Annotated in this window: 8 protein-coding genes; 2 read left to right on the top strand and 6 right to left on the bottom strand. The window is 52.4% G+C overall.

Features of this window, described 5'->3' with window-relative positions; all coding sequences use genetic code 11:
- Positions 1-208 precede the first annotated feature (208 nt).
- Positions 209-1,867 carry an NAD-dependent malic enzyme gene (locus PLIM_RS09260; protein WP_013110047.1) on the top strand — a complete coding sequence of 553 codons (1,659 nt, stop codon included), beginning with the start codon at positions 209-211 and terminating at the stop codon, positions 1,865-1,867.
- Between the two features lie 152 nt (positions 1,868-2,019).
- On the top strand, positions 2,020-3,261 hold the full coding sequence (locus PLIM_RS09255; RefSeq protein ID WP_013110046.1) for an FG-GAP repeat domain-containing protein: 1,242 nt from the start codon (positions 2,020-2,022) through the stop codon (positions 3,259-3,261).
- A 58-nt stretch (positions 3,262-3,319) separates the two neighbouring features.
- Here PLIM_RS09255 and eutC read toward each other — a convergent pair whose 3' ends face one another.
- From eutC to PLIM_RS09220, 6 genes are all read right to left on the bottom strand, one after another.
- Positions 3,320-4,159 carry an ethanolamine ammonia-lyase subunit EutC gene (eutC, locus tag PLIM_RS09250; RefSeq protein WP_013110045.1) on the bottom strand — a complete coding sequence of 280 codons (840 nt, stop codon included), beginning with the start codon at positions 4,157-4,159 and terminating at the stop codon, positions 3,320-3,322.
- Positions 4,160-4,171: 12 nt separating this feature from the next.
- Positions 4,172-5,569: an ethanolamine ammonia-lyase subunit EutB gene (locus tag PLIM_RS09245; protein WP_013110044.1), complete on the bottom strand. Its 1,398-nt coding sequence runs from the start codon at positions 5,567-5,569 to the stop codon at positions 4,172-4,174.
- Between the two features lie 44 nt (positions 5,570-5,613).
- Positions 5,614-7,101, bottom strand: coding sequence for an ethanolamine permease (eat, locus tag PLIM_RS09240; RefSeq protein ID WP_013110043.1), 1,488 nt, complete (start codon positions 7,099-7,101; stop codon positions 5,614-5,616).
- Positions 7,102-7,467: 366 nt separating this feature from the next.
- On the bottom strand, positions 7,468-9,984 hold the full coding sequence (locus PLIM_RS09235) for a M1 family metallopeptidase (protein WP_013110042.1): 2,517 nt from the start codon (positions 9,982-9,984) through the stop codon (positions 7,468-7,470).
- 410 nt (positions 9,985-10,394) lie between these two features.
- Positions 10,395-11,486 (bottom strand): tetratricopeptide repeat protein, encoded by a 1,092-nt coding sequence (locus tag PLIM_RS09225; protein WP_013110041.1) that lies wholly within the window; start codon positions 11,484-11,486, stop codon positions 10,395-10,397.
- Complete coding sequence (locus PLIM_RS09220; protein ID WP_013110040.1) at positions 11,473-13,314, bottom strand: HSP90 family protein; 1,842 nt, start codon at positions 13,312-13,314, stop codon at positions 11,473-11,475. Before PLIM_RS09220 ends, PLIM_RS09225 begins: the two co-directional genes overlap by 14 nt.
- Between the last annotated feature and the right edge of the window lie 814 nt (positions 13,315-14,128).

Genomic DNA, 14,128 nt, shown 5'->3' with positions numbered 1-14,128 from the left:
CACGCATCTTCGAAGCCTGCGGCTCAGATTTTGCTGGCGATTTTCAAGAAGGGATTGCTCCTGAAAACCTGGCTCCCTATTGTGCCTGTAGAGCTTTGATTTCGTATGAATTACAAATCCCGGGTGCCTTTCGAGTCAATCAGCTCTCAGGCATTAGAAGCAAGTGATCCCCATGTCGAGTGCCGTGCCACCTGTGCCATCTCCAGGAATGGGTCATTCCTTCCCATTTCGGGTAATCAGTGATCCCGCCTTCAATAAAGGAACTGCGTTCAGTATCGAGGAGCGAGATCGCTACGGGCTGCATGGCCTGCTCCCTCCGCATATCGAAAGTCTCGACGAACAGGTTCAGCGGGTGTACGAGGCCTACCAGCGGAAAGACGATGATCTCGAACGGCATATTTACCTTCGGGCACTGCAGGATACGAACGAGGTGCTATTTTACAGGCTGCTGCTGGAGCATATTGAAGAGATGCTCCCAATGGTCTACACGCCTGTAGTCGGGCAGGCCTGTCAGCTTTTCAGCCATATCTATCGCCGGCCGAGAGGATTGTTCATTTCTTATCCGATGCGAGACTCGATTGGCTCGCTCCTCCGCAGCAGGCCGTACCCTGATGTGGATGTCATTGTGGTGACGGATGGAGAACGAATTCTCGGGATTGGCGATCAAGGGGCTGGCGGGTTGGGGATTCCGATTGGAAAACTTTCGCTTTACACGCTGATTGGCGGGATTCGCCCTGAGCGGACATTACCCATCGTGCTCGATGTCGGCACTAATAATGCCGAGCGTCTCAAAGATCCCGAGTACGTTGGCTGGCGACATGAACGCATTTCGGGGCAGGCGTATTTCGATTTCATTGATCAGTTTGTCAAAGCTGTTCAACAGGAGTTGCCTCAGGTTTGCCTGCAATGGGAAGACTTTGCGACCCCGCATGCCAGACCCATTCTTGAGCGTTATGCCAACAAGTTGCTGACGTTCAATGACGATATCCAGGGAACAGCCGCTGTCGCTCTGGGGGCTGTGATGGGGGCTGTGGGCGTCACGGGAAAACCATTGCGGGAACAGCAGATCGTGTTTCTCGGTGCAGGTTCGGCAGCAGTGGGTGTGGACGATTATCTGAGGGCGGCTTTAGTGCAGGACAGATTATCGGAAGTCGAGGCCCGGCAGCGGTTCTGGATGGTCGATAAAGACGGGCTGTTGCACTCCGATCGGCATGACCTTTCACCCGAACAACAGGTTTATGTCCAGGACTCCGCAAAGTTGGCCAATTGGCCAAAAACAGCCCATGGAGCCATCGGTCTGGCGGATGTGATTCAGCAGGTCAACGCCACGATTCTCATTGGTCTCTCCACCGTGGGGGGGGCGTTTACTGAACCGATCATTCGCGAAATGGCGGGCAAAGTCGATCGTCCTGTGATTCTACCACTCTCGAACCCCACATCGCGTTCTGAGGCTTGCCCGGAAGATTTGCTCCGCTGGACGAATGGCCGGGCTTTGGTGGCAACGGGTTCACCCTATGCTCCAGTTGTGTGGGAAGGGCGGACAATACCCATTGCCCAGTGCAATAATGTCTTCATTTTCCCCGCGGTGGGGCTGGGAGTTGTGGCTTCCAAAGCCACGCGAGTGACCGACGGCATGATGCTCGCTGCAGCGCGGGCACTGGGCGAGCATTCCCCTGCTCTGAAAGATCCTGCAGGCTCGCTCCTCCCGCCGCTTTCTGAAGTACGATCTGTCGCCCGTGCCATTGCCGAAGCCGTCGGAATGGAAGCACAACGGGCTGGTGTGACCCCCTTAACAACTCGAACTGAGCTCGCGGCCAGAGTCCAGGCCAGTCAATGGCTGCCAGAATATGGGCCTGTCGCTGACTGAGTTCAGTCGAAAGACAACGACTCGATGCGGGGCATTATCGAGGTCGTCGTTCACACATTTGATCAATCGATAGAATGGACATTCCCACCAGTAAGAGGTTACAACAGATGTGGATCAAAGACTGTTGATGTATTCGGTGGGGAGATTCTGAGATGTGCCGACGGCCTCATGCGATCGTACGCCAAGTTGTGTTCGGTGTGTGTTTTTTACTGGCGTGCGGGACATTCGTCCTGAGAGATGCCCACGCAGCAGAGATTGTGGTTGACGACAACTGGACGCGCATCAAGCTCGATGAGACATTTCGTGCCGAGGGGGTGGCGACTGGCGACTTCAACCACGATGGATTGATGGACGTTGCGGCTGGCGACTATTGGTATGCCGCCCCTGATTGGAAAAAGCGTGAAGTTCGCCCGGTTGGTGAATACAAATGGAACGGCAGCTACAGCCAGTGCTTCGTGGAATTCGCTCACGATATTAATGGTGATGGCTGGGACGATCTGATCATCGTCGGGTTTCCCGGTGATCCTTTCTCGTGGTATGAGAATCCTCACAATGCGGAAGGCCACTGGAAAAAGCACGAAATCTGGACGAGTGCCTGCAACGAAACGGTGCTATTCACAGATATCACAGGCGATGGCAAACCCGAACTCATTCTGGGCTCACAACCTGAACGGCAGATGGGGTATCTCGAAATTCCTGCAGCCGAAAAAATTCGCGATCGCTGGAAGTTTGTCCCCATCAGTGAACCTGGCGATCCTGCTCAGAATGGCACCTTCAAGTATTATCACGGCTTAGGTGCCGGTGACTTTAATGGTGACGGGCGAGCCGATGTGCTCATCCCTCATGGCTGGTGGGAACAACCGGAGAAGCTCGATGGTTCACTTTGGGCATTTCATCCGTGGAAACTCGCCGAAAAGCCGGATGGTGCCCCCCTGCCCGCCGCCAATATCCATGTGATTGATCTGGATCTGGATGGTGATCATGACGTCATTATGAGCTCGGCCCACAAGTATGGTGTCTGGTGGTTTGAGAACACCGGTGCCGGCAAAGAAATGGTCTTTCATAAGATCGACGACACGGTCTCACAGACACATGCACTGCTGATGGTCGATCTCAAAGGCAATGGCAATCCTCATCTGGTGACGGGCAAACGCTTCTGGGCTCATAATGGTTCTGATCCTGGCGAAAGAGAACCCGTGGCCATGCTGACTTATGAGATCATCCGCGAAAAAGGCCAGCCTCCAAAATTCGTCCGGCGGGAGATTGGTGCAGGTCTGGATACTGGCATTGGCACACAATTCGAGATTCGCGATTTCAACGCCGACGGCCAGTTGGATGTCATTCTCTCGAACAAAAAAGGGGTCAACGTCCTCTTGCAGAAACCCAAACTCTAATTTGCCAATCGATCGCTGAATGCGAGTTCAATCGAAACCGTCCTCAAACGGCAGCCACTCATGAGTGGCTGCCGTCTTTTTCTGAAGGACTATCCATCGACTTCATTGGATTAGTGTTTTCTTCCAGCAGAACCCGGTCATCTTTAAGGTCAACGCCACTCAGGTGGCGGGTATGCGAAGCTGTTAACAGGTAAATCAACGTGTCGGCAGCGGCGGGGAGCGGTAGTCCGTCTGGTCGGATATTAGAAACGCAATTCCGCTGGGCATCGTTTCTTCCCGGGCGGGGCTCATAAACGAAGTAGGCCCCCAGGCTATCCGGCGATCCTAACCCCGGGCGTTCTCCGATCAGAGAGAGAATGAGCCGGGCATTCAGGCAAGAACCTACCTCATCCTGCAGGGCCACTCGTCCCTGATGAGCAATCACAATCGGTGAAATTCTCCAGCCGCGATCATGGAATGGTGGCAACAGATTTTTTAAGAGTCCGACTGCATGAGCTTGTGCTGCCACTGCGGAAAGTCCATCCGCCACGAGAATCGCCAGGTCAAAGGTATATCCATCTGAGGGACCTGGGGTTGCTGTGCTGGCCAATTGTTGGAGTCGAATCGCATCATCAGGACGGAGTTTTCGACCTCGATCTGGCCTTTGCAGCATTTCGGTGCGATCATGGGCCTGCGAGGCCACAACGATTGTTTCCCAGCCCAGAGACTGCATTTCGTCACTGAGCCGTTGGCTATCGAGTTCGATATGAACAGCATCACGAGCGCGGGCGTGTGCGAGGCTGAACTTAAGCCACTCACGCGTCGGCAGACTCCCTCCAGCACGACCAAGAGCAATTCGTGCAGAAGTCAGTTCCTGCCAGGAGGACCAGGCGTCGGGCTGAGTTTCTGGTGAAACCATTGTGGCACTCGTTTAAGCAGGAGAAATTCCAAGTCTCAGATGCTGAGCCAGTCGATGCTGTAATGTCATCGGTGCCAGACGCCCCGATTCATCCATGATCCCGATATCGATTAACCAGCGTTCAAACTCAGGGGCGGGCCTGAGCTTTAATGTCTGTCTCAGGTAATGGCTGTCGTGGAATGAGGTCGATTGGTAATTGAGCATGATGTCGTCAGCTCCGGGAACACCCATGATGTAGTTCACCCCCGCAATTCCCAGCATGGAAAGGAGTCCATCCATGTCATCCTGGTCGGCATCAGCATGGTTCGTATAACAGATATCGCACCCCATCGGGAGCCCCAGCAGCTTGCCGCAAAAGTGATCTTCCAGGCTGGCCCGCAGGATTTGTTTGCCGTTGAAAAGGTACTCCGGACCAATAAACCCCACGACGGTATTGACTAATAACGGCTGGTATCGACGCGCGACCGCATAGGCGCGCGCTTCGAGAGTTTGCTGGTCAATTCCATGGTGGGCACCTGCCGATAGACAAGAACCTTGTCCCGTTTCAAAGTACATGACATTGTTACCAATCGTCCCGCGGCGAAGTTCTTTCGCCATTTGCCACGCTTCATCGAGGATCTTCAACGAAACGCCGAAGCTGCGATTGGCCTGTTCAGTTCCTGCAATCGATTGGAAGACGAGATCGACAGGAGCCCGCTGTTCCATCACTTGCATCGTGGTGGTGACGTGGGCGAGAACGCACGATTGCGTCGGAATGTCATGTGTCTCAATCAGGTCAGACAGGAGTTTGAGCAACTCTGTCGTTCGCGGTACGTTATCAGATGCAGGATTGATTCCGATCACCGCGTCGCCACAGGCGTAGCATAAGCCATCGAGAATTGAGGCAGCGATACCTCGAAGATTATCTGTGGGATGGTTCGGTTGTAAGCGGACGGAAAGCCTGCCGGGAAGTCCGATCGTATTGCGGAATTTTGTAACGACCTGGCATTTGCTGCCAACCAGTACCAGATCCTGATTACGCATCAGTTTGCTGACGGCTGCCGCCATTTCCGGAGTGATACCAGCAGCAATACTGGCGAGCACCTCGGGAGTGGTTTCGTACTTGAGCAACCATTCTCGAAACTCACCCACTGTGAGACTGCGAATCGGATCGAACGCCGCAGGATCATGAGCATCGATGATCAATCGAGAAACCTCATCAATCTCGGGATCGATGATTGACTCTTCCAGGAAGTCGGAGAGTCGAACATCAGCCAGTGCCATACGGGCAGCAACGCGCTCTTCTTCCGAGCGGGCAGCCACACCTGCCAGTTCATCACCTGAGCGGCGAGGGGTGGCTTTGGCGAGTAGTTCACCGAGACCTTCAAAGACCCAGGTCGTCGAACCCAGATGACTCCGCCAGATTCTCATAAGGACTCATTTCATCGGCATGGTATTGGCTGACACAGAATTGGTTAATCATTGACTCGCAGTTCGCAGACGCCTGGTTCTCCAGGACCTGGATTATGGAATTCCGGGGTGATTTGTGATGGATTTTGCACGATGACAAGTCTGGGGCGAATGATCAACAGGTAGTAACTTGTCGCCAGCAGCAGACAAATCAGAAAATGCAGGCTCAACGAGGCTTTCCAGTTACCCAGATTCAGGTTTTGCCACAACATGGCGATTAGCAGCACGATCGATAGCCATTGAGCTAGCCGGGGCATGAAAGGATAACATGGCACCCGATAAGGACGTGGCAGATGCGGCTCCTTCCGGCGGAGTTGCACCAGAGCCTCCATCGAGAGAATGTAGAGCAGTGCTGCTCCCATCGCAGAGATCGTGATCATACCTGCTGTATCAAAGAACAATACAGCCAGCGTTCCCAGCCCCCAATTGGCAAGCAGTGAGCTCCAGGGAGCGTGAGTTCGCGGCTGAATGGCTGCCAGTCGTGAGGGGAGATATCCCGCACGGCCCATCTCAAAAATGGATCGTCCTGCAGCGAAGATAATCCCGTTCAAACTGCAAATCAGCCCCAGGCCACCAATCCCAATGAGAAGTTGATACAACGGATGAGTACTTGGCATGATCTGGCCCAAAGCCAGGGGGAGCGGGCTATCTGACATCTTGCCGGGTTCGGCGATCATCAGGGAGCTTTCAACTACAGAAACCTGCTCTGGCTGATAGACCACACGTTCCCAACCACCGACACCGACGGCACAAATCAGCACTCCACCAGCGAGAAACACCAGTGTGGCCAAGGCGGTACCAAAGCCAATCAGTACGTTTCGCTGAGGGTTTTTGGTTTCCTCAGCGGCGTTCGCAACTCCTTCAATTGCCAGATAAAACCAGACAGCAAAAGGTAAGGCAGCGATGACTCCTGTCCAGCCGCTGGGCCAGGCATTCGCCAGCAGATGCTCCGCACGGACATGTGGTGCAGTCACTCCCATAAAGAGTAGCAACTCTGCGACAGCCAGAATCGTCACCACCAGTTCGAAGAGAGCAGCTTGCTTCACACCTGCCAGATTGAGCAGCGTGAACGCGGTGAGTGCTCCGACAGCGACCAGCTTCGGGTCAATGCCCGGCCAGTTTGTAACCGCATACGCTCCGAGTGCCATCGCGATCGCTGGTGGGGCAAAAACAAACTCAATCAGTTGGGCAATTCCTGTGAGGAAGCCGCCATAAGGCCCCAGCCCGCGGAGTGCATAGACAAAACCACCGCCCGCCTTCGGTAAGGCGCAAGCCAATTCGGCGTAGCTGAAGACGAATGCGATGTAGAGGATGGTGACCAACACGAAGGCGATCAGTAAGCCGCCGGTGCCACCAGCTGGCAAACCAATGTTCCAGCCGAAATACTCACCAGCAATCACATAGCCGACACCCAATCCCCAGAGTGTCCACGGCCCTAGACTCTTCTGGAGTTCTGGTGCCTGGCCGGCTGTAGCTAATCCATGAGGTGACATCTCGCTGTAACCCTCGCAAATCCGTCAAGTTCCAGGCCAAATGCCAGAAACCACGACAATCCGAGCACGTCATCCCGGTGAGGGCGCATCACCGAACGATCAGGCACGTTACCTTTCGTTCGATCCATTGAGAAGCAAGTTTTGTGAAATTGATCTTGTTGATGAGCTCTATGCACATGTGCCCATTGGGCATCGTCTGTGATTGATCTCGTTTCATGAATGATTGGCGAAGATCATGGAGACCAAATGCCAGCACGAATCGCACCATGGCAATCATGATGCAGATTCGTGCTGAGTGATGATCAAGTGGGACGCCTGATCGTTGACGCCTCAGTTGAGAAAAACACACCAAGACGAAGCCGATGGTTACTTCGGCTCGGGCTTGGGTTCGGCAGAATCGGGTTTCTTTTCTGCCTTTTTAGCCGCCTGTTCTTTACGGCGAAGTTCTTCCTGATGCTCACGCATTGGGTTGCTGGCATCGCTTGAGGGCGCTGCACTGGCTGGTGTGCTGGGGGTTCCCGGACGCGGGGTTCGAGGTTCTCCTGAAGTGGGCTTGGTGATGGTCAGATCCGTTTCAGCAATGGTTCGCGGAAAGCGGTTGTTGCTGTAGTTGATGTCAGCCGTTTCGTTGTAGGGATCGGCCATCACAGATCTGAGTGGCTTGGCTGTGATCAGCAGTTTAGAAAACTCCGAGCCATCCAGACGCCAGATTTCCGCTGGATACCGGTGGATTTCTTTGGAGCCATCGTCAAACTCCAACTGCAGAATGAGAGGCATCGGCAGTTCACCATTGTTGCGGATTCGAACTTCGTAGAGCAGTTGATGATTGGCGAGTGTGGCCTTCTCCTCGGGAGTGAGTCGTTCCATGAACTTCTGATAACGATCCACTTTTTTCTCGGTGACCGCATGCGGATCGTAGGTATCGTAGAAATCTTTGAGCATGTCGTACTTATCGACGCGCTTCGCCAGGTTCGCATCCCGCTCTTCTGTGAGGCTGGGTGGGAGTTTGGCTTCTTTGCGGTCGTCGCGCTCTTTGTCTTTCGCCGGATCACCGGTCTGAAGCAGGCGACGTGTGACGGCCAGGACTTCGACATCATTGTTTGATGTCGAAAAGAACCAGCCGCGCCAGAACCAGTCGAGGTCGAAACCAGACGCATCTTCCATTGTGCGGAAGAAATCGGCAGGTTCAGGACGCTTAAATGCCCACCGACGGCAATATTCCTTAAATGCGGCATCAAACACCTCCCGACCCAGAATGGTTTCCCGCAGCATGGTCAGACCTGTTGAAGTCTTGGCGTACGCGTTGCGTCCCACATCTTTGAGGTTATCCGGCTGGGTCATGATGGGCTGGTGAGCCGGGTTAACCAGATACTCTGTGATTTTCGATGGCTCGCCCGATTTTCCCAGACGACGCTTCCAGGCACGCTCGGCAAACCCTTGTACGAACTGGTTGAATCCTTCATCAAGCCACATCCAGTGCCGCTCATCGTTGTTGATGATCATCGGGAACCAGTTATGTCCTGTCTCGTGGATGATGACTGAAATCAATCGATTTTTGACGGTTTCGGTATATGTGCCATCCTTCTCGGGCTTGGGGGAATTGAAGTTGATCATCGGGTATTCCATCCCACCGCTGACAATCCCCATCACAGCAGTGCAATGTGGCCATGGGTAAGGAATGCCGGTCACTTCGGAATAGACTTCAATCGCCTGGGCCACGGAATGTGTGGCGTATTTATCCCACAGCGGCATCCCTTCTTTGGGGTACAGCGACATACAGCGGACAGTTCGCCCGTTGAGGGGAACTCCCCAGGCATCGACCACAAAAGTGCGCGATGTGGCAAAGGCGAAATCGCGAACGTTCTCTGCTTTGAACCGCCAAGCCTTCTGTTGCGGGAAAGTTTTTACCTTCCGCCTGGCCTCGGCTTCGTCTTTGGTCACGATAAAGACAGGTGTATCGGATGTGTCTGACTTTTTCAGACGCTCGCGCTGTTCCGGAGTCAATGCTTCCTCAGGATTCATGAGCTCGCCAGTCGCGGCCAGTGCATGATCGGCGGGGACATGAATGGTGACGTCGTAATCACCAAACTCGACGGTAAACTCGCCTCGCCCGATGAACTGTTTAGTGCGCCACCCGCCGTAATCGGTGTAGGCACACATCCGAGGATACCAGTAAGCCAGGCCATAGATGGCGTTTCCATCATCGAGCATCTCGTAGCCTGTGCGGCCTGGAAGAAGCTTGATGTCGTTGATGGCGTATTCCCACGCCAGTTCAAAGTCAAAACTGCTGCGTGGGGCGAGTGGTGCCGGCAACTCGATCTTCAACAGACCTTGATGAATCATCGTCTTGAGGGGCTTGCCGGTCGCGTCTTTCACTCCAGAAATGTTCATGCCACCTTCGAATGTCTCGGGTATGAGGGCTCGCTGCAGATCACCAATGCTGACACTCCCATTGTCTGACCAGGTTCGAGTCAACGTGGCGGGAGAATCGGGGGTGTAGGTATCCGGCTGCAACTGCAACCATAGATAATTGAGCGAATGCGGCGAATTGTTCTCGTAATGAACGCGTTCGAAGCCCTTCAGACGACGGTTGTCTTCATCGAGGGTCACATCGATCTTGTAGCTGGCTTTCTGCTGCCAATAAGCCGGCCCCGGTGCTCCTGATGCCAGACGCGATTCCGTGGGTGTGGGGAGCAAACTGTCAATCTGCTGGAACGGGTCGACGCCGATGGGTGAAGTGTTCGACGGTGCCGGTGCGTCTTCTGCAGCACTTGATATGCCTGCAGGAAGCACAGCCAGCAGGATGGCACAGGTCAGGTGGAGTACATGTCGTGTGGGAAAAATGAACATAGCGCTGGGAATCGAAGTTTCGGCAGGTCTCATGCGGCGGGACATCCTTGAGTCATTAGAGAATCGGCAGGGGTATTCCACGGTTTCTCCTGTAAAAGTCAGGAGATCTCACCAGGAGATACCCAGTTCGGACAATTCACTCACGGGCTCGTTGAGCAGCATCCTCACCCGAAGATCGTCTATTGACCGTAAAACGAGCCAGTGCCCTGAGTCAACCGGTTTATCGAAAAACGACTGGGGCAAAATGAAAAACAACAACTCAGCAACTGTTGATGTATTTTTTGTGGCCTCCCAGATTGTGTCTGAAGAGTGGGAGGGATGATCAATCAGGTCAAATCGTCCCGAATCGTTGGGATCTGGTCTCAAGGCGCTTTGAGACAGCGTAATTAGATTCTGGATCAGCAACGAGACGCTGTGGAGAAATTCGTTCTAAATACTTGTTATCAGTAGATAAAGTCTTTGGGCATCAATTGGGAGATATAACTCGTTTCGTTACGACGATCAAAAGACGTAAATCTTGATTCGATACGTGAATTGAGCCAACCCAGAAGCGGGGCGATCTCCTGATATCCATCGGATTGCAGGCCAGGCAAATCAACTCCAAGCGAAAGTTTGACGCGTGATTTTTGAAAAGCGACCTCTTGTAGTACCTTTCGCATGGCGACGAAGAAGTAAAGCTGACTGAGCGGGATGAGTGTCTCATCTGCACTTCGGAAATGGCGTTCGATCATATTGAGTGCAGCAACGAATCTCCCTCGATGTCGAAGATAGGCAATATGCAGTGCTTGATGTCTTAAGAATCTTGGATTGTTGCGGATTAAGCGGTAGCCTCGCTTCTGCAAAGCGTCGGCTTCTTCATAACGGCCCAGAAGCGCGTGAGGTTGCAGGACATACGCAATTGTTCTGTGAGGGACTTCTGCACACGTGGCCAGACCTTTGAGTGCGGGTTGAGCTTGTGCGATTGCTTCTTCCCAGTTTTGTTTGAAAAGCAAATACTGAATGACTCCATCTGTCTCGCAGGCCTGGCAGCGAGAATACAAATCTCGTGGTGAATCAATGAATTCCCGATAGGCTTCTTCTGCTCGTTTGATATGACCCGTGTGACTGGCAAGTGTAAAGCGTATAAACGCAATTTCCCGTTGTCCAGAATGACCCGACGTCATATGCTGCTGCAGGCGTTTGATCAGTTGTTCGATCTGGTGGAGCGATAAAGTATCGTAATCCGCAACACCTCCAGCCACATTGCGAAAAAACGTGAGGAGATGGCTGCGGTATCGCTGCATCATTTTTGCGTCGGTTTCACACTGAGACAGGCACCAGGCAAGTAGAGGCAATGACTCCGCGCCATGCCCGCTAAAGCTACATGTCATTCCCCAGCGGATTTTAGCGTATAACAACCCGTCATGATCGCCGATCTCCTCGCGTAATTGAGCGACTTCTTTCCAGGCCAGATATGCTTCAGGGCTGACACCATGATTCAGGGCGAACGCTTGCAGCGTATCCGCTCGACTTTGGAGTGTTTCAGAATGACTCACACTCGTCTCCCTTCCGCTCATCAAGTGACCATTCGATCATTCCCAGCAGGCTTCGATTGAGCAGGCGTGTTTCTTTCTGGCGCAGAGGAACACGAGCCATCAGAAGTGCTTGAACGAACAGCATTTCAATACAATAGGTTTGACCTTGTCGGTTCGAGAGTTTGGCAATTCTTTGAATTAATGGATTTCGATAATTTAGCTGCAGACGGGCGTACCCAGATTCTACGGATCGAGCGAAATTTCCAAGAATCGAGCTGAATAGAGGATCTTGAGATTCACTTCCCTGGTCTACCAGTCTCAGAAGTTCAGAATTAGTACCCTGGATATAAAGTGATGGTAGCTCCATCGGATGGAATTTTACGATTTCAGATTCACATTGGTACTCCCTCAGTACGAGGTCTGCAATCTTTGCTAACTCGAAAGAATCTTCCCGTTCCTTGAAAGTCAACGATTCCAGGCGGTCAGCTAACTGGCCGGAGTCGAAGGCTTCGATCTGAATATCCGATCGTAACTGGGCACAGCGTAGCAGAATCTGTTCATCATAAATATGGCCGGCATTCAACAGATGAATGCCTTCGGCTGTCGTAACAGGAGCTAACTGGCGAAACTGATCAATGGACGGAACGTAACGTACCAGTTGATTCTCTTTAATAAAATCTCCCAATGTCATGACTCCAAGAGTCGTTTCAAAGGGTAGTAAATCGGCAAACAGATTAAGGCACTCATCGTCGTGGGTGCAAAGTGATCGAATCGCGAGACTGTGAATATGGACGAGTTCTTGAAGACGCAAGGGATCTAATCGTTTCATGCGGATCAGGTACTGGCGAATCGATTCCCCAAGTTCATTGCGAGTTTGATCGTAGATATCGTTGGTATAAAACATTTCCCGCGAGGCGGTAGGTCTTAATTCTTCGGCATTGATCACGCAGCGTGCGAAGAACGCCCATTCCGGCAGGATATTATCGATCTTGTCCGAGACAAGCATTCCTTTGAGATAGACACGGTGTTGTTGCCGCACACCTGCAGAGACTTCGTTGGGCAATAGGTAAGCGACACCGCTGGCTTTGCCAGATTCGGAGCGGATGGGAATTGCATCAATGAATTCCACATCAAAAAGTGTCTTTCCAAAGGCCAGCAGGTCTGTACGGGAGTGAAATTCTCCCGAAGAGTTCCAGGGAAAATCTCGGTTGATCAGCTGAAAAGTCGTACCACAAAGGAAATGGATCGGTGGATAAAGGAAATCTCCAAAGTTGCGTAACAGCCCTTCCAGTTTGTCACGTCTGTAAAATGAGATGGCCGACGCTTTGGGTTTCAAAAAAACTTGTGTACCCGGCATGATCTCGGTGCTGAGTTGACGGACAGTGTAGGTTCCATCCGCTTTGCCGCGCCACTCCAGACCCGTTGTAGATTGGTTTTGATCCGAGGCAGGTTTTGCAGAGCGTGTAATGACCACAATTTCATCGGTGACCAGGAAGCAGGCGAGCAAGCCAATACCAAATTGGCCTAGAAAGTCTGCCGGGCGATCAACCGTTGCACGTTTGGAGGAACCTCCAATGGTCGCCAGGAATTGCTCGATTTCTTCGAGATTCAGACCTATGCCTGTATCTGTAATCACAATCGTCGGAGAGTTTGTGCCTTCGCCAGTCAGTTCGATCTCGATAGACCCCGTATGTGTCGAATCAATCAACCGTCGGGCGGAAATCGCATCGACCGAGTTTTGTAATAACTCTCTGACAAAAACAGATGGGCTGCTATAAAGGTGTTCTGATAAAAGTTCGATCATACCTCGCAGATCGACCTGAAATCGTGAATTTGCTGGAGATGACATAAACTTCTGGACTTCTTAAAATGTTCTTACGATCATAGCACGTTTCATGCATGCCACGAGCGACAATTCCTGTCATCAGGTATGCCCTATGGCGTCGAGCATAACCATCGAAATGATGGAAAGCAAAATGCGGCAGGCAATGGGCTAAAAACTTGAAGCGGCACAGCGAAGAGGCAGTTGTCCGTTAGGGGTAACCGAAGCTGTTAGTGAGTGAGTTGTGAATGATGGGTTTGGCGGTGGCCCGTTGCTGCTGAGTCAGTTATCAGGCAATGAATGATGAGGAAAGTTTCATCCGGCGATCGAACCACGCAAGCTTTAATGATGTCGGTATGCTTTGCTGTGGTTACCGTTTCGAGTTGTGCCAAACAGAATCAATTTTCGAACGTTGACGCCAATACTCCTCACGCTTTGGTGACTGCTGACGCTCGACTGTACTGGGGAGATCGCGGGCCGATTGTGTTCGCGATTAACTCTCAGCCAACTTCGTTCTGGCGCTCTAAAGAGCAATATAGAATTTCGACTGGAGCCACGACCTTACAAGTCGTTGCTGATCGGGAGCCGTATGACTTCTATCCCCTGACTTTCGATGCAATGGCAGGGCGACACTACCATTTGCGATATGGCCTTTCTCGTGCATCCGTCAACCTCTACGATATCACCGATGTCAATTCACCGGTACTGATTCAGACCAGTGCTCGACCGGATTTCAAGTAGGTATGGCGGCTCTCGCATATCAATTGGCTTGTAAAGCTAAGGTCTTACGCTGCCAAGACGAGGCGCTTTCATGAACTCTTTTTTCTCGAAGTACAGTGGG

Source organism: Planctopirus limnophila DSM 3776 (genome assembly GCF_000092105.1).
Lineage (GTDB): Bacteria > Planctomycetota > Planctomycetia > Planctomycetales > Planctomycetaceae > Planctopirus > Planctopirus limnophila.
Note: the sequence above shows the minus strand (reverse complement) of the source record. Positions and strands in the feature narration are given on the sequence as shown.

Excerpts from the sequence above, each read along its gene's own strand:
- PLIM_RS09220 (WP_013110040.1), bottom strand. The coding sequence starts at position 13,314 with ATGTCATCTCCAGCAAATTCACGATTTCAGGTCGATCTGCGAGGTATG.
- PLIM_RS09260 (WP_013110047.1), top strand. The coding sequence starts at position 209 with ATGGGTCATTCCTTCCCATTTCGGGTAATCAGTGATCCCGCCTTCAAT.
- PLIM_RS09235 (WP_013110042.1), bottom strand. The coding sequence starts at position 9,984 with ATGAGACCTGCCGAAACTTCGATTCCCAGCGCTATGTTCATTTTTCCC.
- eutC (WP_013110045.1), bottom strand. The coding sequence starts at position 4,159 with ATGGTTTCACCAGAAACTCAGCCCGACGCCTGGTCCTCCTGGCAGGAA.
- PLIM_RS09245 (WP_013110044.1), bottom strand. The coding sequence starts at position 5,569 with ATGAGAATCTGGCGGAGTCATCTGGGTTCGACGACCTGGGTCTTTGAA.
- eat (WP_013110043.1), bottom strand. The coding sequence starts at position 7,101 with ATGTCACCTCATGGATTAGCTACAGCCGGCCAGGCACCAGAACTCCAG.
- PLIM_RS09255 (WP_013110046.1), top strand. The coding sequence starts at position 2,020 with ATGTGCCGACGGCCTCATGCGATCGTACGCCAAGTTGTGTTCGGTGTG.